Consider the following 19,657-nt stretch of genomic DNA (forward strand, 5'->3'; position numbering starts at 1 on the left):
TCTTACGGATATTTGCAGCATGAAAATTATACCCCTTTCGGAAGGAAGTTTTACCGTTGACGGCACTAAAAAATTTGTTCCATTTGATAACCGTACTGATGATTTAAAAAGCCGCCCTCCCGGCAGCCTGCTCGTAGAAGTACAACCCTTTGTGCTTACTACTTCAAAAGATATACTGGTGCTGGATACGGGTCTTGGTTTTACCAATCCTGATGGCACATTGCAAATACATCAAAACTTAATTGATAACGGCATCAACCCGCTGGATGTAACGAAAGTTCTCATGACACATCTTCATAAAGACCATGCAGGTGGTGTTAGTAAAGAAGATGGCATTTTACAAAAACGTTTTTTAAGTTTTCCCAATGCCACGTATGTAGTGAACAAACAGGAGCTGGAAATCGCTTTGAGCAAACTTTCCAAATCTTATGTAATGGAAGATGTAACGGCCTTAACTGAAACAGATAAACTGTTACTGGTAGAAAGTACCGGGGTGATTGATGATTACATTTACTATGAGTGGACGGGTGCTCACAGCCCCTGGCACCAGGCTTTCTGGATCAAAGAAAATAATGAAACCGTTTTCTTTGGAGGCGATGTGGCACCACAACTCATGCAAATGAAAACCAAGTATGTAACCAAGTATGATTTTGATGGAAAGCTGGCAGCAGATTTAAGAATGAAATGGTGGCAACGTGGTCATGAAGAAGGCTGGACCTTTTTGTTTTATCATGATATAAAAACGCCGGTGTATAAAGCCATCAGCAACTAAGCGCCGATTCCCAGCTTTTCTACGGCGGCCTGTGCAGCAATCTGGCTCGCATCTTTTTTATTAAAGGCTTTTCCCTGTGCAATGGTTTCACCATCAACTACTGCAGCAATGGTAAAGAGACGGCGTCCGTTTTCAATACGCTCATCAAGGGTTTCAAACTCCAGTACTTTGCCATTTTTATTAGCCCATCCGTAGAGTTTATTTTTATGGTTGATTTCCAGCAGCTCCAAATCATCCATGTACAGGTGGGGGATGATGATGTTCTTGTTGATCCAGCGTTTGGTTTTATTGTAGCCAAGATCCAGGTAGATAGCACCGAGTAAAGCTTCCAGCGTATTGCCGAAAATCTGTGAAATTTTGAGAGAGTTATCGCCTTTGTTATAAAGAGTGATCTTTTTCAAACCCATCTTTAAAGCAATATCATTCAAAGTGGCACGGTTTACCATTTTGCTCCGCATCTCAGTTAAAAAACCTTCGCCTTTGTAGGGATATTTTTTAAAAAGATAATCAGCCACTACGGAGCTCAGCACGGCATCGCCCAAAAATTCCAGCCGTTCATTATTCTGATCGCTTCCTTCTTTTACGGAACGATGGCTCAGTGCTGTTTTGTATAATTGAATATCACCCGGACTGTAGCCCAGTACATTACGGAGATTACTTTCAAACTTGTTGCTTGCTGGTAATATTTGTCGGATGAGGTTCCGCATCATTCAGTCAACTAACGCCGGCGATTTTTTTGTTGTTACAATTCAAATCTAAATGAATTTATGCATACACAAAGGCATCCACGGCTCAACTTTTCAACTTAATGTTGAAACTAAAGTAATTCCGGAAAGAGGAAGGATCAGGCTTTGAATTTTTTTACAATCACAGAAGCATTATGTCCGCCAAAACCGAATGTGTTACTCAATGCAGCTCTTACTTCTCTTTTCTGTGCTGTATTGAATGTGAAATTAAGGCGAGGGTCTAACTCCGGATCATCTGTAAAATGGTTGATGGTAGGAGGTACCTCATCGTTTACAACGGCCATAATACTGGCAATTGCTTCCAAAGCACCGGCAGCACCTAAGCAATGCCCGGTCATGGATTTAGTAGAAGAAATGTTGAGATTATAAGCGTGCTCCCCAAATACATTGAGGATGGCCTTGGTTTCAGCAATATCACCGAGTGGTGTGGATGTGCCGTGTACATTGATGTAGTCAATATCACCGGGCTGCATACCTGCATCAGCTAAGGCGGTACGCATTACATTAGTAGCACCTAAGCCTTCAGGATGCGGAGCAGTGATATGGTGGGCATCAGCAGTAGCGCCACCACCGGCAATTTCACAATAAATTTTAGCACCACGGGCTAAAGCATGTTCTAATGATTCCAGTACCAGCATACCGGCACCTTCACCCATCACAAAACCATCCCTTTCTTTATCAAATGGGCGGCTGGCTGTTTTAGGATCATCATTGCGTTCGCTCAATGCTTTCATCGCATTAAAACCACCTACACCGGCTGCACTTATAACGGCTTCGCTGCCACCTGTTAAAATTAGATCTGCTTTACCGAGGCGGATGTTATCAAACGCATCAATAATAGCATTGGTGGAGGAAGCACAGGCACTTACAACTGCATAGTTGGGGCCACGCAACCCATGACGCATGGAAATTTGCCCTGCGGCAATATCCAGGATCATCTTGGGGATAAAGAAAGGATTGAAACGGGGAGTACCATCACCCTGCGCAAAACCGATGACCTCTTCCTGGAAAGTGATTAACCCGCCGATACCACTGGCGAAAATTACGCCGGCACGATCAGGGTTAAAGTTTTCAGGAGTAAGGCCTGCGTCTTTAACAGCCTGGTCGCTCACAATGAGTGCGAACTGGGTAAAGCGGTCAATTTTACGGGCTTCTTTTTTGTCGAGGTACTGCGTGGGTTCAAAGTCTTTTACCTCGCAGGCAAAGCGGGTTTTAAATTTCGAAGTATCAAACTGCTTGATGAAATCAGCGCCCGAAACACCATTAACCAGTCCCTCCCAATATTCATCAGGAGTTTTGCCTAATGGTGTTATGGCACCGATTCCGGTAACTACTACACGTTTTAATTGCATAAGTTGTTGCCTGGAGTAAAGAAGGTTACATCCGGCCCTTGAGGGGGCAGATGGTGATTACTTTGCGTGTTCTTCCAGATAAGTGATTGCCTGGCCAACGGTTGTGATGGTTTCAGCCTGCTCATCGGGGATAGAGATGTTGAACTCTTTTTCAAATTCCATGATGAGTTCAACTGTGTCTAATGAATCAGCGCCCAGATCGTTGGTAAAAGAAGCTTCGGGGTTTACTTCTGATTCTTCAACACCCAATTTGTCAACGATGATCTTTTTAACTCTTGATGCGATGTCTGACATTGTCGTAATAATTTGGTTACAGGCTGCAAAAATAGAGGTTTTATCCAATTAGCAAGGGATTAGGCAAAATTGTAGAATTCTGCTCCCGCAGAACCCCGTTCCGGAATACAACCCCTGTGATAACGGTTGTTCGTAGTTCATCAAAAAAATGTATCTTGTTTGCCCAGCAGAACCACATATTATGGCATTGAAACAGTTAGTTCACGGCTCCCCGGATTACCACCAAATGATACAACTCCGGTATGAAATATTGCGGAAGCCGCTTGGTTTGGAATTTTCAGATGCAGATCTGGAAAAAGAAAAAAACGACATTCTGATTGGTGTGTTTGATGAGGATGAAATGCAGGCCTGTTGTGTACTCACCCGTGTGGATGATAAAACAGTTCGGCTACGTCAAATGGCAGTACACAAAAAACTGCAGGGTAAGGGCATTGGTGCCACCCTCATGAATTTTGCAGAGAACCTGGCAAGAGATCATGGGTTTAAAAAACTCATCATGCATGCCCGCAAAGTAGCGGTCGGCTTTTATGAAAAGCAGGGCTATAAAATTACAGGTGATGAATTTACAGAAGTAACGATTCCGCATTTTGTGATGGAAAAGAAGCTGGTATAAGTGCTTTCATCAGCCGTGATTGCTGAAGCAGCTCAGTATAAATTCCGGATTCTTATGGTTTTCACTTAGGCATGGGTTTGCATTGGTATCATTATTGAACTATACTTGTGCAACAGAAAATTATCAAACCCAATCCTTATGAAACTGAACGTACGGTTTTTCTTACTTATTTGTATTATTGGCCTTATCAGCTCCTGCACCCGTTCCGTTACTCCCTATGAGGCGGCCAACGGAAAAAGGCATAACGGAAAATGTTTACGCATCAGATAATTGATCAGCTCTCCTCAACGGAGGGCTTTTTTTGTGCTCTTTGATGGAAACATCTTTTTGACAGTAACCGGCTTAAAGTTTACCTAACTTGCACGCCATTGAATCATTACTGCAAAAATTATGAATCGTTATTGTCTTATTCTTTGCTTTCTGTTTTTATCATTTTCAACATTTGCACAATTAGTAAGCGGACCCATGCTGGGGCCGGTGGAATTAAGAACCGCTAAGGTTTGGGTAGAAGTAAAACCGGGTTCTAATGTATTACTGCAATACTGGAAAAAAGGAAGTGCGCCACAATCTTATCAAATCATTGAAAAGAAAACAAGTAAAGAAGATTGGTTCAGTCCTGTTGTGTTTGATATAGTAGGATTGGAGATGAACACTACGTATGAGTACAGGGTAGTGGTAAATCAAAAACAGGTTACACCACCACAAAAAGCAGACGGCAGCTTTACCACCAAAGACCTCTGGCAATGGCGCAAACCGGCCCCTGATTTTTCTTTTCTCACCGGCTCCTGTGCTTATTTTAATGAGCCCGTATTTGACCGCCCCGGTAAACCCTATGGCGGCGACTCTTCCATATTTGAAACCATGGCCAAAGAAAAAACCGCATTCATGCTGTGGCTGGGCGATAACTGGTACACCCGTGAAGTTGATTACGGTGATAAATGGGGTTTATGGTACAGGGCGAGTCACGACAGATCCAGTCCTGTGTTGCAATCCTTCTTAAAATCCACTTCACATATTGGTATGTGGGATGATCATGATTACGGTCCTAATGATATTGGCAGCAGCTATATTCTGAAAGATGAATCAAGAAAAGTGTTCATGAATTATTTTCCCAACACTTCTTTTGGAATGAATGGCCAGGGCATTTATTCCATGTACAGTTATGGAGATGTAGATGTGTTTATGCTGGACGACCGCTGGTGGCGCAGCACTGATGCTTTCAAAGACTCAGTGAATGGCGCTCCTAATTCGGAGAAAACCATGCTGGGCAAAGAACAATTACATTGGCTGAAAAATGCATTACTGCACAGCCGTGCTACGTTTAAGTTTATTGCTAACGGCAGCCAGGTGCTCAATCCTGTATCGCCTTATGATAAATTACTCAGTTGCCCGGCAGAGTACAATGAGCTGATGGATTTTTTGAAAGAATATAAAATCAACGGGGTTGTATTTTTAAGCGGCGACAGGCATCACACCGAAATCATCAAAGTAAACCGGGATGGAACTTATCCTTTGTATGATATCACTTCATCACCACTTACCAGCGGTACACATAAGTTCAGCGGACCAGAAGCCAATAATCCTTACCGTATTCTGGGAATTGATGAAAAGCAGAATTACACAAGATTCAGTTTTAGCGGTGAGCGGAATAAACGGAAAATGCTGGTTGAGTTTTTTGGCATAAAAGGAGAAAAACTTGGTGAATGGACAGTTACTGAAAACGAATTAAAATCGCCCCGATAAATATGACACTGGAACATGTAGCCTTATGGACCAATAACCTGGAGCAGCTCAAGGAATTTTATGTAAAATACTTTGGTGCCGTGCCCAATCAGAAATATTACAACCCTGCAAAAGAATTTGAAAGTTATTTTCTTTCATTTAAAAGCGGGGCAAGATTGGAGATAATGAAGATGAAGAACATTCCTGAAAACAGGAACGATACGATTCATGAGCAGCACCAGGGATTAATTCATCTTGCATTTGGAGTTGAAACCATGGAAGAAGTTGATGCTAAAGCAAAAGAGCTGGCTGCAGCAGGATTGAGCATTTTAAGTGGCCCACGAAAAACCGGTGATGGTTATTATGAATTTGAAACCCTGGATCCGGATAATAACCGTATAGAAGTAACGGCTTTATTTTCAGAGAAAAATTAACAGTATTAAATGAGTACGCATCCCACTATATCGTTTACCTATAACCGCAAGCAGGTGATCCAGGCATTGCGTTATCATTTTATTTCAAAAAAAGAAATCAGGTTGTTGATTATCCTTGTAAACGTGTTTGCTCTTTTTGCAGCAGTAATGTATGGGTTTCATTTTATTAAACCGCTTGCTTTGCTGCTCAGTTCTTTTTTGTGGTTTACGCTCATGCTTTCTTTCTGGTTTGTATTACCGATAACTGTGTACAAACGTGCAAAAACGTTTCAGGATTCCTTTGTGCTTACGTTTATGGAAGTGTACATGCATATTGAAAACCCCAAGGGCAGTAAAGATTGGAATTACCAGGCTTTCAAATATTTCCTGGAAACGCCTAATTTTTTTCATTTATACATTGATGACCGTTCCTTCTTTCTTGTTCCGAAAGATGCTTTTGAAAATTCAGATGACACACATACTGTGAGGTTGTTGTTGCGTGAAAAAATCGGGAATAAGCGGTAAATAACATTCCGAAAACGATTGCAGAAACTATTTCCCGAAAATTGTTTACATGGCGGAAACTTAGTTACAGAATATAAGTTAGTTTTGCTACCTACCTGATTAAACTAATTACATGAACCCAATATCCATGCTGAAAACAAATGTTTTCAGAATAACGGTTATCGTTGCCTTTCTTTTTTTTCATTCCAACTTAGTTGCACAAATTGTTCCCGGTTTTATTAACCGGCAGGCTACTTCTGCTGCCGGGCGTCTGGTTCTTGATCCTAACAGTGATGGTTATAGTTCCGCAACCACTTCAGGTTTTGGAGCGCCCAGTGATGTGGCTACTTCTGAAATCGGTTATAAGATTGTAGAATCTTATTCAAGTGAACCTTTTGCCGATTTAAGAAGAGGACCTAATCACAGTTATTCAGATTTTGTACCGGATGCTGCAAGGGATGGTTTCTATACTTATTTTACAGGAACAAATTTTCTGTTCCGTTTTCGCCTGGGTTCTATTATGTCAGGCTCAAAAGGGTACAGTGTTTTGTTAGATACAGATGGAAAGTTTGGAGCTACCGGTACCAATGCTGATCCTAACTATCAACCAGCAACAACGGGTACTAATGGCAACCCCGGTTTTGAAATTGAAATTGTTCTGGAAACCAATTTCAGAATTGCCATCTACAATGTTGATGGAACCAGCTCACCTGTTTTAGTAACCTCTTATACAAACTGGCAGGAGATGAGCCAGGTTTCAATTGCTGCAACTAATGGAAATGGTGATCCTGATTTCTTCATGGACTTTTATGTTCCCTTTTCAGCTTTGAGTGCAGCACCTTTTAATCTTACCACATCAACACCATTGCGACTTGTACCAACTACGGTTATGAGTCCGCAAGCAGCCATTGGCGGTCCCAAATCAGATATTTATGGTTTGAGTGATAATAATTATACAAATACCAATCAGCAATACGAAACCTTCATCAACTCACAACCTCCTGTTACGCTTATCAACCTTGTAGGAGGTGGTGGTGGTTTTGGCGGTATGTGTACAGCTCCGCCGGTTGTGAATGCGCCTATTGGAACCGGCACTGTTACTATTGGCGGCACATGGACTGCTTCCAATTTATCAGGTGCTGTAACAATCGCAAATATCACCGTTTATAGAAATGGTGTTTTTGTCGGCACAGTTTCCAATGTAAGCAGTGGCAGTACATGGTCACTTGCTGCTGTGAGTTCTGCAAATGGCGATGTTTTTACAGCACAGGCACAAGCTGCAGGAGAAAGTATGTGTTTGGTAAGTAATAGTGTTACAGCATTAGGATGTAATACATCAAATATTCCTTCTGCTGCGGGCCTAACTATTTCCTGTCTTTCAAACCGTGGACTGGAAGGAGCTTTTACAGGTACTAATACAGTAAAACTCTATTTTATCAGCAGTACACTGGTAACGTCTACTCTTGCAGGTCCCGCTGCTAACTCGCCTACATTTGGTTATAACCTGAACAATTGGTTTTATAATGGAGTGAACTTTAATGGCAGCCAGATTCCCTCTGCCTGTTCCGGCGGTTCTCCTGATATGACTAACGGAACTTATTATGTTACTACCATTGCCTCCGGTTCTTCCTGTGAGTCAGCTCCTGTTTTTGCGTGTCTTGGTTTAACACAAACAACAACACCCACCATTACCCAAACTGAATTGTACACATCTAATACAACAGTTTCAGGAACTGCTACTGCCGGTGCTACCGTTTATTTATGGATTAACGGGCAGCAACGTGCTACCACTACTGCAACAGGCGGCGCTTATTCATTTACAGGGTTGGTTTTAAGTTTGAATGATGTTGCAGAAGTTCGTGCTATCATTTCCGGGTCCTGTATGAGTAATGCAGTAAGCAGAACGGTGAATTGTTTTACCAATCCTCCTTTAATAAATGCAGATAAAAACAACCAGGTTACTGCAGGTCAACCTATAACAGGAACTTCATCAGAACCGGTTGGTACTACTATCCGTGTTTTCAATGCCGCCGGCCCTGTTTTAGTAGCTACAACTACTGTACAATCAGGTGGTACATGGTCAACAGCTTCCGTTCCGTTTAATTCCGTAGCAGGAGTAACGTATTATGCAACAGCTCAGAACGGTTCATGTACCGTTAGTGCTAACTCAGCTAATGTTACTGCAGCCAATAATACATCATCTGCACGTTGCGGAACTATTAACAGCCCGGTAAGTGCCGGTGCTACTTCTGTTTCCGGTACATTATCATCTGCAGTAGCAGGTACTACTGTTAATCTTTACCTGGATGGTGAATTAATAGGTACAACCACAACAGGTACTACATCATGGACTGTTTCCTCTATTCCTGCTACTACCATTTACTCCAATGGAACTTTAACGATCGGCGTTCGTGAATCAGGAGCCAAAGAATTTATTTGTGCTGCAAGTATAATCGTGGAATGTGCGTCATCGCCCACATCACCTGTATTTACACCAACTAATACAAGTATCACGGCCAATCAGTCAGTAACCTATACAATTACAAATGCTGTAACTGGTAGTTTCTATGCCATCTCCAATTCATCAACCGGGCAATCATTAGGTACCGGCAAATGGGCTGCCTCTAATGGTAACTTAACACTTACAACTGATCCTATTCCATCTGTCGGCACTTACAACATTGTTATAAAAGCTACCAATCTCAGCGGTGTTACTGTATGTACTTCTCTGCCATCAGCTGCTACCATTGTAGTAAACGGAACATTACCACTCAACCTGCTTTCTTTTAATGGCGCCTGGGTAAATGAACAGGTGGTTCTTAGCTGGGAAACAGAAGAGGAACGTAATACAGAATCATTTGTAGTAGAAAAGAGTTTAGATGGAAATCAGTTCCAAACACTTGGTAAAAAGGATGCTGCCGGTAACAGTGATCATCGTATTGCCTATTCATTTACAGATATTACGGCACCGGTTCATCTTGCTTATTATCGTTTAAAAATGCTGGACAGAGATGGTAAATTCAGTTACAGCAGGATTGTTGTGATGCGCAGGGCAGAACGTAGTGAAGTAAAATTATGGCCCAATCCATTTAGATCTGCTATAAACATTTCTTACAAAAGTGAAACGGCCACAGTTATAGAAATGCGTATTACAGATGTTAGCGGCAAGCTACTTATTGCACAAAGGTTTAATGTAAACAAAGGGAATAACCAGTTGCAATCAGCTCAACTGCATCAACTCAGCAGCGGAACCTATTTTGTAACAATTACAGATACATTCAACAAAGCCATCTTCCATTCAAAACTTACAAAGCAATAAGCATTACTCTATTGATAATATAAAAGCCGCATCGTTTTTTGATGCGGCTTTTTTCATAAACCGAAATTATACTAAGTAAAATTTCTATAAACCTGTGCTTTTCTTTTGGTGATATTACGTGTTATATAAATTAAAGTATTTACTAAAAATAAATTTTTGAAAATACTTGCAACCGTAATTTCCACATGTTACATTTGCTGTCGAATAAGAAGTTACCCTTAGAGAACGACAGTATTTACAGCAGATTTAGATAGGACAATCCTATCATTATTCATCATGTCTGCTTTGCTTCTTTTAGTGTTGCTTCAAGTTCATTTTTATTTACCTGTACCTAAAGAGAACTTTATGAGAAGACTTTTACTTACTATTATTTTAGTAGCCTTACACGCAATTGGATTTTCGCAGGGCGGTTCTGAACTTATTTTTATGAACCCTGTATTAGAAAGTGGTATTAACAATAAGCAGGGAGCCGTTTACAGGTTTGCCAATGTTAAAACAGGCGTTGATGCTACCATCCGTTTAAAACGGTTTTCCAGAAGTGATATTCATATGGCCACCATTGACAATGCAGTGTTTGGCTGGCCCAAAGCTTTTCAACCTGAGTTTGGTCTTGCAGGTAATGTACCCCCCAATCAAAACTGGTATATTGATTTTGAAGTAACATTCTATGTTGCCGGAACCAATACACGGGTTAAATTGGATACTATCGATTTTACCGCACTTGATGTAGATGGTGATAATGTTACTCTTAGTGAATACGTAGTATATGACAGGCCCAATTCCATTGTACTGGCAACCACCACCGCTTTAACCACCAGCCCGGAAGGATTGCTGGGTTCTGTTGCTACCTGTGCTGATGATAATATTGCAAGTACGATTATTACATGTACCTATTGTTCAGGTTCAGGAGTGTTAAACGACCTGGAAGATACTCATTGTGATGGTATGGGTAAGGTGCACTCACAATGTCTGCATCCTTACCTCGGTGGTACCGGTACCGGTATGTACGGTCCTGTTATGAACTTTACCAATATTGATACATCTGCTTCTATGGTTATGTCCATTTACCGTTATCTCAACCGGGATCGCATCAATTTCAGATATGGTGCAAAAACAGGAGTTCTTACTACCAATGCAGGTATTCGATTAAACTCTATGTGGTTCCGCAGGTTCAGGATTGACCAGATGTATATACTGAAATCGAAAGTGAGCAATTTTACAGCTAATAAATCAAATAATTATGTTGATTTAAGATGGACTATTCCGGCTGAAGAGGGCATTAAAAATTATGTGGTTGAAAAAAGTTCAGACGGAAAATCATATAAAGAATGTACAGTTGTGACTGCTTTAAATCAGGGTTCCAATAATTACCAGGTTACAGATTATTTAACCGGCAATGAAAAGGGCTTACTCTTTTACCGCATCCGTAACACAGAATTCAGCGGCGATATTTCTTATTCAGAAACAAGAGTAATCCGTATGCATTCATCTGGCACTGATGGGGTGAAAGTAAATACCTATCCTAATCCCGTTACATCCGACCTGCGGATTTCAATTCCGGATAGCTGGCAAAAACAACGGGTGGTTTATCAAATTATGACTACTACGGGCAATAAACTCTATCAAAAAGAAGTGGCTGCAGCCAATCAAACCGAGCAGATAAGTCTTGCCAATCTTGCTCCGGGAGTCTATACCCTGCAGGTGAATTGTAATGGTACCCATATTACCAGCCGCTTTGTAAAACATTAAAAGGTTTCTTCTGATTTTAAAAACAGTGTCAATCCGCCCTCCTTTGTGGGGGTGGAATTTTTTTATAGAAAATATTTGGTTTATAAAATAAACCAGTTTATGTTTGTGATAAATTTACAAGGATGAACCACCTTATCAATGTTATAATTCTCTTGCTGGTGTCTTTGGGGCTGAAGGCTCAAACCATGATCAGCGGTACTGTTACAGATGCCAAAAAACAACCGGTGGCCGGCGCTTCACTGGCGATTAAAGGTTCCTATGATGGGGCGACAGCCGACTCTGCCGGCCGGTTCCGTTTTAAAACTTTTGAGAAAGGAACGCAGGTTCTTATCATCAGCTCTATCGGTTATAAGACTGTTGAAATGAACATAAACATCACCGCTGCTGAGATGACCATTCCTGTGCTTATGAAACAGGAGGTTACAGAAATAAGTGCGGTGGTGATTACTGCCGGCTCTTTTGAAGCCAGCGACCGTAAACGTACGGCAGCAGTATTAACACCCATTGATATTGTTACCACCGCCAGTGCCAATGCAGATGTAACCGGTGCATTGAAAACACTGCCCGGCGCCCAGCAGGTAGGAGAGAGTGAAGGCTTGTTTGTTCGTGGAGGAACTGCTGCTGAAACAAAAACCTTTATTGATGGTACCTTGGTCAACAATTTCTTTTTTACAGGTGCACCTAATATTGCAGCCCGTGGCCGTTTTTCACCTTTCATTTTTAAAGGAACGGTTTTCAGTACGGGTGGTTACAGTGCGTTGTACGGACAGGCTTTATCATCAGCACTTATACTGGAGAGTATAGATTTGCCCGATCAATCTTCTGCTAACCTTAGTGTTACGGTATTGAGCTTAGGTGGCGGTTTTCAAAAACTCAATAAAAGGAAAACAGCGAGTTGGGGTATCAACTATGGTTACTCCAATCTTGATCTTGCTTTTTCACTCATTAAACAACAACAGGATTATTCTAAAACACCGGGTGGTCATACAGCCGATGCCAACTTCCGTATTAAAACATCTAAGAACGGCATGCTCAAGTATTATGGTTATTATACATACAATTCACTGGCCTTTACGGTACCCAGTCTGGATTCATTGGGCTATTTAGATCGTTTCAGTTTAAAAAACGGAAACATGTATCATAATCTTTCCTGGAAAGAGCAGTTTAAAAACAAATGGCGTTTGAGTGCCGGTGTTTCTTACTCCAACAACAGGGATGATTTACGTTTCGGCATGACGGATGCATCTAAAAATGATGTGGTGCTGGGCAATCTTGGTTTTGCTAAGAATTTTGATCTTGAAAATCGTGGTGATTATTTCAACACCAAGTTAGTAATTGAAAAAAAGTTTAAAGGATTATCTGCTTTTCGTTTTGGAACAGAATACAACCACAGCAAAGACCGCATCAACTTTATTGCAGTAAACGGGCAACGCTTTCCTTCCACCATCAAAGAAAATATATTCTCTTTGTTTGCAGAGCAGGATGTATATATCACTAACAACCTTGCAGGTAAATTTGGGGTACGTGCTGAGCGTAGTGAATTGCTGAATCAAAACAATATTGCACCCCGCATCTCTCTGGCTTATAAAGTGGGTAAAAACGCACAGGCCTCATTAGCATACGGACAATTTTTTCAGAATCCTGAGTTAAGAAACCTGCCTGCAGTAAATCCGCTCAACTTTCAAAAAGCAACACATTATATTGCCCAGTATCAAAAAACAACCAATCTCACCACCTTTCGTGTAGAAGCTTTTTACAAAGAATATGATGACCTGGTAAAAACCGGCCTTGTGAACAATCAACCAAGAGCTGTGAGCAATGCAGGCTTTGGTGATGCCAAAGGATTTGAATTATTCTGGAGAGATAAAAAGACCATCAAGAATTTAGACTACTGGATTTCTTATTCTTTCCTTGATACCAAACGTGACTTTGCCAATTTCCCTTTTGCCATTACACCCAACTTTGCTGCAAAGCATACAGCATCTGTGGTAATGAAGAAATTTGTAACGAAGTGGAAAACAAATGTGAACCTTTCTTACAATTTTGCCAGCAGTCGTCCATTCTATAACATTCAGCCCGAAGCAGGTAACACCGGCAAGTTTGTATTTGCAGACAGGGGCATGATTGATCCTTATCACAACGTAAGTTTTGCCCTCAACTATCTGCCCAAGATCGGTAAGAAAGATGCCAAATCATTTGTAGTATATGTGCTGAGTGTAAGCAATGTTTTAAACTTTAAACAGCAGTTTGGTTATAACTATTCTTTCAATGGTCAACGCCGGCAGGAGATTGTACCGCCTTCCCGCCAGTTTATTTTCATTGGTGCCTTCTTCAGCTTTGGAGTGGACAGAAGTGAAGACGCCATCAACATCAACTTATAACAACCATCTATCAACTTAAATAAAATTTATCATGAGCAACTTTCAACGCATCCCGGATGCCAACGAACAAAAAGACAAACAACTTTGGGAAGTAGCACAAAAACGTGCAAGTTTTAAAAGTCATCTCATCACGTATGTTTTGGTGAATACTTTCTTATGGATTTTATGGGCCATCAATGGAGCCAAACATTATGGCGGTGGTTTGCCCTGGCCGGTATGGCCCACACTGGGTTGGGGTATTGGTATCGTATCGCATTACCTCGGTGCTTATGTGTATCCTAAATCAAACAGTGTAGAACGGGAATATGAAAAATTAAAAAGGGAACAGGATTCAAAATAATTATCAATCATCTTTAAACGATTAAACAATGAAACAACTCATCATCACCTTATGTATGTTTATGGCCGTTGCTGCTTCTGCACAAAATGAAAAATTCATAGGTGCCATGCAATCCAGGATGGAAGCATATAAAACCGCCAAAACACCCCAGGATTTTTTAGACATCAGTAACTCTTTTGAACGGATAGCTGAAACAGAAAAAAATCAATGGCTGGCGTTTTACTATGCTGCCCATGCACAGGTACTTCAAGGTTATATGCTGGCACAAACAAATCCGGCTGGTCTTGATCCCATTGCTGATAAAGCTGAACAACTCATTAATAAAGCAGATGCGCTGGAACCAAACAATTCTGAAATCACCTGTGTAAAAAGTATGATTGCACAGTTACGTATGATGGTAAACCCGATGCAGCGGTTTATGCAGTATGGAGCACTTGCAACAGAGCTTTTAGAAAAAGCCAAGCAGCAGGATCCTGCTAATCCACGCCCTTATGCACTTCAGTCACAAAGTTTGTTTTACACACCTGCACAACTTGGCGGTGGTTGTGCTGCAGCAAAACCAATTGCAGAGCAGGGGATGAAACTGGAGGAAGCATTCAAGCCTAAAACTGAATTGCATCCTAAATGGGGAAAGCAGCAATTTGAAATGGTGCTGAACGGATGTAAACAATAATGTGTAAAAGTGCCGGCAGCAATTGCCGGTACTCTCTTATTTTTGAACATAAACCATCAGCCATGCAAGAGCAGGAATTTTCTCCGCAGCAAAGTTTAAATCTTATTGAAAGCATGATTAACAAAGCCCGTAACCGTTTTAGTGAAAACGGGCATTTGTATTTGTTGTGGGGCTGGGTGATTTTAGTTTGCAGTATTGCTAATTTTATTTCAGCCTACTTTTTCAACAGCTTAGAAACACTTAAATATGTTTGGATGCTTACTGTGCCCACCGTGATATACCAAATGATTTACCTGGCACGAAAAGAGAAAAATGAAAAACTAAAAACCTATGCTGATGATATATACAATTATGTGTGGGTAGTGTTTGTAATTATGGGTTTTGTTTCAGGAATTATATTGGGAAAATCTGGTAACACTTCTCTTTTTAATCCTGTAATTCTTTCGTTGTATGGTATGCCTACATTTCTTTCAGGTGTCATTCTTCGGTTTACACCTTTAAAAATAGGGGCTTTTTGTTGTTGGGTATTAGCATTAGTATCAATGTTTATTCCGATGGTATTTTCATTTCTTTTACTGGCAATAGCTGTTATTCTTGCATGGATAGTACCCGGTTATCTTTTACGTTCACGCTTTAAAAATCAAAACTGATTATGGCAGAGAAACCATTAACAGAACAGGAGAGTTTGCTCATTATTCAGCAAATGATTAACCGTGCCAAGAACAATTTTGTGGATTCGGGTATCGGTCCCATGTTATGGGGTTCTGTCATTACCATTTGCAGTGCGGTGCAGGCGGCTAAAATTTATTTTGATTTTGAAATGCGTTTTGATATCTGGTGGCTGGCTTTGTTTGCATTGGTGCCGCAGGTTTTTATTTCCATCAAAGAAAGAAACGAACGCAAAGCCAAAGGATGGGATGATGATATTATGAGTTATGTGTGGACCTGTTTTGGTATCGGTGTATTTGTAGTGAATTTTATTAATAACAGGTTGAGTGCAGAAATGGCGCCTGCTTTAGAAGCTTACCGTGCTGCCGGTAATGCTGTTCAGAGTTCCTGGAGTTTTGCGGGTTGTTATTTGTTACTGGTGTTTGGTTTCCCCACCATCATTACCGGCGCTGCCCGTAAGCAACGATGGATGCTGGCCGGTGGTATTTTTTGCTGGGTGAGCGCTATTGTTGCTGCCTTTACACCTACCTATGTTGATTTTGTGCTTATGGCCTTTGCTGCAGCACTTTCCTGGCTTATACCCGGCATCATGATTCGAAAAAAATATGTAGCACAGAAAGGAGCCCATGTTTAAAGATCTGGATCCCATATTACATTCACAGTTGCGCCTCGCCGTCATGAGTTTACTCATTGGCGTAAAGGAAGCAGAGTTTACGTTTATCAAAGAAAAAACGGGCTCTACCGCAGGCAATCTCTCCGTGCAGATCACCAAGCTCAAGGAAGCTGGCTATGTAGAAGTGATTAAGCAGTTTAAAGACAATTATCCGCAAACCATCTGTAAAATAACGCCGCAGGGAATTGAAGCGTTTGAAACGTATGTGAAAGCATTGCAAACTTATCTGCCTAAATAATTACGGGCCTTGTTCAAACCTTATCTTTACAAATCTGTTGTTCTTGCAGAATTGTATGAATCCCATAATTAAAGTAACCCGTCTCTCCAAACAGTTTAAGGAATTGAAAGCCGTTGATGAACTTTCATTTACCGTACAGGAAGGGGATGTGTATGGTTTTTTAGGTCAGAATGGTGCCGGCAAATCCACTACCATCCGGATGTTATTGACACTCATTACACCTACTTCCGGCACTATTGAGCTGTTTGGATATAATCTCACAACACACCGCAAAGAAATACTGCAACAGGTAGGAGCTGTTATTGAACGGCCTGATCTGTACAAGTATCTCACTGCTTTCGAATGTCTTTCCATCTTTGCTACCATGAGCGGATTGAAATTTTCCAAAGCTCAACTGATGGAACAACTGGAACTGGTAGGTCTTGCACAAAGGGCCCATAGTAAAGTACGTACTTACTCACAGGGTATGAAACAAAGGCTGGGCTTGGCTGTAGCATTAGTGCATAACCCGCAATTGATAGTTCTGGATGAACCAACCAATGGATTAGATCCGCAGGGTATTGCAGATATGCGGAACCTGATTTTGATGCTGAGTCGTGAACGGAAAAAAACAATCCTTGTTTCATCACACCTGCTTAGTGAAGTGGAGCAGATAGCCAACCGGATGCTGATTATTGATAAAGGTAAAAAGCTGGTGGAAGGCTCAGTAAATGAACTCTTTCATCCGGATGATACAATTGTGCTGTTGGAAACAGGCAATAAAGCACTTGCAGAAAGTATCATTCAGCAATCGGAGTATGCCGGTGCACTCATAAATGTGGATGCCAGCGGCATTGAATTAAAAATGAGCAGGGATGCAGTGCCTGCCTTTAACCGTTTTTTAGTAGCACAGCAAGTGGAAGTAAAAGGTATTACTGCCCGGCACACGCTGGAAGATTATTTCTTAAAAATTACATCGGCTAATCAACATGTGGAAGCTTATAAAAATTGAAGTATTTAAAATCTTTAAAAAGCCACGTACCTATATTGCTTTCATCGCCGTATGGGCCATTGTATCATTAATACAGGTTGCTATTTATGCCGATGGGCAGAAGTACATGGATTTTGTGCTGAAAGATGTGAAAGATAATTTCCTGGTGATTGGTAATCCGCTCAATGGCTATTTTGTTTGTTTTGTGATTTTGCAAACCCTACTCATTCATGTGCCGTTACTGGTGGCACTCATCAGTGCCGATATGATTGCAGGCGAGGCCAACATGGGTACGCTGCGTTTGATTGTAACCAAGCCGCAAAGCAGAACCCAACTGCTGCTGAGTAAATTCATTGCCTCTTCTGTATATGTGCTGGCCTTGTTGGTTTGGATTGCATTGATCGGTTTGTTTTTATCAATGGGTATTTTTGGAACAGATGGATTAATCAATGCCAAGAGTTCTGAAATCATTCTTATTAATGCCAATGATATTTTCTGGCGTTACCTGCTGGCTTTTGCCTTTGCGGCACTGGCGCTCATCACGGTAGCATCACTTGGCTTTTTCTTTTCCATTTTTGCAGAAAACTCGATTGGCCCCATTGTAGCTACCATGAGTGTGATTATTGTATTCACCATTCTTTCAACATTGGAAATTCCGTTGTTTGAAAAAGTAAAGCAGTTCTTTTTTACCACGCACATGATTGCCTGGAAAGGATTTTTTGAAATGAAGGAAAATGTGGATGGCGAATCCATTCCCGGTACTATCCGTAACCTGCCTGCCGTGTTAAGAAGTGCCGGAGTGCTGGTGGCACATATTGTGTTCTTTGTAGGAGCATCTATTGTTATATTCAAAAGAAAAGATGTGTTGAGTTAGTGATGTTTAAAGGTTTAAGAAGTTTAATGGTTTAAAAGTTATTTCATGCTGTTATAGTAAAGTAATTATTATGAAACATCAATTATACAAAATGAAAAGTGGGAAGTCGGGTACTTCGTATTCCGCACCTCGTACTTTTCTCTTTTTACTTCTTATTTTTTACTTCTTACTTCCTACCTCATCATTCGCTCAGCTTCCCGCTCTCGACTTAGTAAAAAAAGTAAAAGCCAAGCTGGATAAAGTGAATGATTATACTGCTACCGGTAAAATGAAAACCGATGTCGTGTTTATTAAGGCGCCCATCAGCAATATCAAAGCGTATTATAAAAAGCCCAATAAATTTCAGGTAAAGCGTGATGGCGGTATTTCATTGCTTCCCAAAGGTGGCGTAAGTATTAATATCAGCTCTTTACTGTTAACAGAAGATTATACAGCCATTGATGCAGGTAACGGTACTATTGATAACACACCTGTAAGAATCATTAAACTATTGCCGCTCAATGAGAACAGTGATGTGGTATTAACAACGATGTATATTGATGAAAAAGCACTGCTCATCCGCAAAGCCAGTACCACTACTAAAGACAATGGCACCTATGATATGCAGATGAATTTTGGCAAGTACGCTGATTGGGGTCTTCCTGATAAAGTAATTTTTTCTTTCAATACCAAAGATTACAAACTGCCTAAAGGTGTAACCCTCGAATACGATGATGGCAGTAAAAAACAGGAACTGCCCAAAAACAAAAAAGGAAGGGTGGAAATCACATACAGTAGTTATGTGATTAATAAGGGTGTGAGTGAGGATATGTTGAAGTGAAGAACCACAATTTTTACCAGTTGTTTTTTAACCTGTAAGCTTTAGCAGCTTCTTCCAACTCTTCTTCAATATTAGTGTCGTATGTAAAGTTCTGTATCTGCCATTTATTATTTGGGCGATAAAGTAAAAAAGTAAATCTTATTGGCTGCCTCTCATACTTTACTAAATAGCTTTTAAGCACATAACTATCTCCTGCACTTTTTTCTGTGATTAATTCATAGCCATAATACTCGCCAAGTCCGGATAGGAAATCATTCATTTTTATTTTAATTGTTTCTATGTCACTTTTTTTATCCTTCATCCATTTGTTATCAGCAAATAGATCAGTATATGCTTTGGAGGGATTTTGTTTGTAGGTCTTAAAAAATATATCCGTAATTTTTTCGTCTGATTCAATTTGCCCAAATACTGGTAACGCAGCATAAAAAATACAAATGAATAATAATCCTTTGTGTTTTGATAACATAAGTAAGTGTTTAAAATTTTTTAGAATATTTGAATGATCTATAGAACATAGAATTCATTACATAGTCGT

General features: G+C 40.6%; 20 protein-coding genes. 16 read left to right on the forward strand and 4 right to left on the reverse strand.

Features of this window, described 5'->3' with window-relative positions; genetic code table 11:
• The first annotated feature begins 19 nt into the window (after positions 1 to 19).
• Positions 20 to 772 (forward strand): MBL fold metallo-hydrolase, encoded by a 753-nt coding sequence (locus PDL71_RS04290; RefSeq protein WP_407525823.1) that lies wholly within the window; start codon positions 20 to 22, stop codon positions 770 to 772.
• On the opposite strand, the gene rnc is transcribed toward PDL71_RS04290, so the two are convergent.
• From rnc to PDL71_RS04305, 3 genes are all read right to left on the reverse strand, one after another.
• On the reverse strand, positions 769 to 1,482 hold the full coding sequence (gene rnc / locus PDL71_RS04295) for a ribonuclease III (protein ID WP_407525825.1): 714 nt from the start codon (positions 1,480 to 1,482) through the stop codon (positions 769 to 771). The two genes, PDL71_RS04290 and rnc, sit on opposite strands and share 4 nt — an antisense overlap.
• 134 nt (positions 1,483 to 1,616) lie before the next feature.
• Positions 1,617 to 2,870, reverse strand: coding sequence for a beta-ketoacyl-ACP synthase II (gene fabF / locus PDL71_RS04300; RefSeq protein ID WP_407525828.1), 1,254 nt, complete (start codon positions 2,868 to 2,870; stop codon positions 1,617 to 1,619).
• 57 nt (positions 2,871 to 2,927) lie between these two features.
• Entirely contained in the window at positions 2,928 to 3,164 is a 237-nt protein-coding gene (locus PDL71_RS04305) for an acyl carrier protein (protein WP_407525831.1), read from the reverse strand.
• 181 nt (positions 3,165 to 3,345) lie between these two features.
• On the opposite strand from PDL71_RS04305, the gene PDL71_RS04310 reads away from it, so the two are divergent.
• The 15 genes from PDL71_RS04310 (at position 3,346) to PDL71_RS04380 (ending at position 19,122) form a co-directional block, all read left to right on the forward strand.
• Complete coding sequence (locus PDL71_RS04310; protein WP_407525833.1) at positions 3,346 to 3,777, forward strand: GNAT family N-acetyltransferase; 432 nt, start codon at positions 3,346 to 3,348, stop codon at positions 3,775 to 3,777.
• Positions 3,778 to 4,167: 390 nt separating this feature from the next.
• Entirely contained in the window at positions 4,168 to 5,520 is a 1,353-nt protein-coding gene (locus PDL71_RS04315; protein WP_407525836.1) for an alkaline phosphatase D family protein, read from the forward strand.
• A gap of 2 nt (positions 5,521 to 5,522) precedes the next feature.
• Positions 5,523 to 5,933 (forward strand): VOC family protein, encoded by a 411-nt coding sequence (locus PDL71_RS04320; protein WP_407525838.1) that lies wholly within the window; start codon positions 5,523 to 5,525, stop codon positions 5,931 to 5,933.
• 9 nt (positions 5,934 to 5,942) lie between these two features.
• Positions 5,943 to 6,437 carry a YcxB family protein gene (locus PDL71_RS04325; protein WP_407525841.1) on the forward strand — a complete coding sequence of 165 codons (495 nt, stop codon included), beginning with the start codon at positions 5,943 to 5,945 and terminating at the stop codon, positions 6,435 to 6,437.
• 112 nt (positions 6,438 to 6,549) lie between these two features.
• On the forward strand, positions 6,550 to 9,735 hold the full coding sequence (locus tag PDL71_RS04330) for a T9SS type A sorting domain-containing protein (RefSeq protein ID WP_407525844.1): 3,186 nt from the start codon (positions 6,550 to 6,552) through the stop codon (positions 9,733 to 9,735).
• Between the two features lie 345 nt (positions 9,736 to 10,080).
• Positions 10,081 to 11,484 carry a T9SS type A sorting domain-containing protein gene (locus PDL71_RS04335; protein ID WP_407525847.1) on the forward strand — a complete coding sequence of 468 codons (1,404 nt, stop codon included), beginning with the start codon at positions 10,081 to 10,083 and terminating at the stop codon, positions 11,482 to 11,484.
• 122 nt (positions 11,485 to 11,606) lie between these two features.
• Positions 11,607 to 13,865 carry a TonB-dependent receptor gene (locus PDL71_RS04340; RefSeq protein ID WP_407525850.1) on the forward strand — a complete coding sequence of 753 codons (2,259 nt, stop codon included), beginning with the start codon at positions 11,607 to 11,609 and terminating at the stop codon, positions 13,863 to 13,865.
• 31 nt (positions 13,866 to 13,896) lie between these two features.
• On the forward strand, positions 13,897 to 14,205 hold the full coding sequence (locus tag PDL71_RS04345) for a 2TM domain-containing protein (RefSeq protein WP_407525852.1): 309 nt from the start codon (positions 13,897 to 13,899) through the stop codon (positions 14,203 to 14,205).
• Positions 14,206 to 14,233: 28 nt separating this feature from the next.
• A complete protein-coding gene (locus PDL71_RS04350; protein WP_407525855.1) occupies positions 14,234 to 14,878 on the forward strand; it encodes a hypothetical protein in 645 nt (214 codons plus the stop codon).
• A 62-nt stretch (positions 14,879 to 14,940) separates the two neighbouring features.
• A complete protein-coding gene (locus PDL71_RS04355) occupies positions 14,941 to 15,528 on the forward strand; it encodes a hypothetical protein (RefSeq protein WP_407525858.1) in 588 nt (195 codons plus the stop codon).
• A gap of 2 nt (positions 15,529 to 15,530) precedes the next feature.
• Positions 15,531 to 16,181, forward strand: coding sequence for a hypothetical protein (locus PDL71_RS04360; RefSeq protein ID WP_407525861.1), 651 nt, complete (start codon positions 15,531 to 15,533; stop codon positions 16,179 to 16,181).
• Positions 16,174 to 16,458, forward strand: coding sequence for a winged helix-turn-helix domain-containing protein (locus PDL71_RS04365; protein ID WP_407525863.1), 285 nt, complete (start codon positions 16,174 to 16,176; stop codon positions 16,456 to 16,458). Before PDL71_RS04360 ends, PDL71_RS04365 begins: the two co-directional genes overlap by 8 nt.
• A gap of 55 nt (positions 16,459 to 16,513) precedes the next feature.
• Positions 16,514 to 17,449, forward strand: a complete 936-nt coding sequence (locus PDL71_RS04370; RefSeq protein ID WP_407525866.1) for an ABC transporter ATP-binding protein — start codon at positions 16,514 to 16,516, stop codon at positions 17,447 to 17,449.
• A complete protein-coding gene (locus tag PDL71_RS04375; RefSeq protein WP_407525869.1) occupies positions 17,427 to 18,302 on the forward strand; it encodes an ABC transporter permease in 876 nt (291 codons plus the stop codon). Before PDL71_RS04370 ends, PDL71_RS04375 begins: the two co-directional genes overlap by 23 nt.
• 70 nt (positions 18,303 to 18,372) lie before the next feature.
• A complete protein-coding gene (locus tag PDL71_RS04380; protein ID WP_407525872.1) occupies positions 18,373 to 19,122 on the forward strand; it encodes a LolA family protein in 750 nt (249 codons plus the stop codon).
• 13 nt (positions 19,123 to 19,135) lie between these two features.
• Here PDL71_RS04380 and PDL71_RS04385 read toward each other — a convergent pair whose 3' ends face one another.
• Positions 19,136 to 19,588 carry a hypothetical protein gene (locus tag PDL71_RS04385; protein WP_407525875.1) on the reverse strand — a complete coding sequence of 151 codons (453 nt, stop codon included), beginning with the start codon at positions 19,586 to 19,588 and terminating at the stop codon, positions 19,136 to 19,138.
• Between the last annotated feature and the right edge of the window lie 69 nt (positions 19,589 to 19,657).

Origin of the sequence: Lacibacter sp. MH-610 (genome assembly GCF_045780045.1) — a bacterium.
Lineage (GTDB): Bacteria > Bacteroidota > Bacteroidia > Chitinophagales > Chitinophagaceae > Lacibacter.

Coding starts and splice junctions, on each gene's coding strand:
- PDL71_RS04325 (WP_407525841.1), top strand. CDS start 5,943: ATGAGTACGCATCCCACTATATCGTTTACCTATAACCGCAAGCAGGTG.
- PDL71_RS04335 (WP_407525847.1), top strand. CDS start 10,081: ATGAGAAGACTTTTACTTACTATTATTTTAGTAGCCTTACACGCAATT.
- PDL71_RS04340 (WP_407525850.1), top strand. CDS start 11,607: ATGAACCACCTTATCAATGTTATAATTCTCTTGCTGGTGTCTTTGGGG.
- PDL71_RS04355 (WP_407525858.1), top strand. CDS start 14,941: ATGCAAGAGCAGGAATTTTCTCCGCAGCAAAGTTTAAATCTTATTGAA.
- PDL71_RS04365 (WP_407525863.1), top strand. CDS start 16,174: ATGTTTAAAGATCTGGATCCCATATTACATTCACAGTTGCGCCTCGCC.
- PDL71_RS04315 (WP_407525836.1), top strand. CDS start 4,168: ATGAATCGTTATTGTCTTATTCTTTGCTTTCTGTTTTTATCATTTTCA.
- fabF (WP_407525828.1), bottom strand. CDS start 2,870: ATGCAATTAAAACGTGTAGTAGTTACCGGAATCGGTGCCATAACACCA.
- PDL71_RS04350 (WP_407525855.1), top strand. CDS start 14,234: ATGAAACAACTCATCATCACCTTATGTATGTTTATGGCCGTTGCTGCT.
- PDL71_RS04320 (WP_407525838.1), top strand. CDS start 5,523: ATGACACTGGAACATGTAGCCTTATGGACCAATAACCTGGAGCAGCTC.
- PDL71_RS04305 (WP_407525831.1), bottom strand. CDS start 3,164: ATGTCAGACATCGCATCAAGAGTTAAAAAGATCATCGTTGACAAATTG.
- PDL71_RS04310 (WP_407525833.1), top strand. CDS start 3,346: ATGGCATTGAAACAGTTAGTTCACGGCTCCCCGGATTACCACCAAATG.
- PDL71_RS04385 (WP_407525875.1), bottom strand. CDS start 19,588: ATGTTATCAAAACACAAAGGATTATTATTCATTTGTATTTTTTATGCT.
- PDL71_RS04370 (WP_407525866.1), top strand. CDS start 16,514: ATGAATCCCATAATTAAAGTAACCCGTCTCTCCAAACAGTTTAAGGAA.
- rnc (WP_407525825.1), bottom strand. CDS start 1,482: ATGATGCGGAACCTCATCCGACAAATATTACCAGCAAGCAACAAGTTT.
- PDL71_RS04380 (WP_407525872.1), top strand. CDS start 18,373: ATGAAACATCAATTATACAAAATGAAAAGTGGGAAGTCGGGTACTTCG.
- PDL71_RS04345 (WP_407525852.1), top strand. CDS start 13,897: ATGAGCAACTTTCAACGCATCCCGGATGCCAACGAACAAAAAGACAAA.
- PDL71_RS04330 (WP_407525844.1), top strand. CDS start 6,550: ATGAACCCAATATCCATGCTGAAAACAAATGTTTTCAGAATAACGGTT.
- PDL71_RS04290 (WP_407525823.1), top strand. CDS start 20: ATGAAAATTATACCCCTTTCGGAAGGAAGTTTTACCGTTGACGGCACT.
- PDL71_RS04375 (WP_407525869.1), top strand. CDS start 17,427: ATGTGGAAGCTTATAAAAATTGAAGTATTTAAAATCTTTAAAAAGCCA.
- PDL71_RS04360 (WP_407525861.1), top strand. CDS start 15,531: ATGGCAGAGAAACCATTAACAGAACAGGAGAGTTTGCTCATTATTCAG.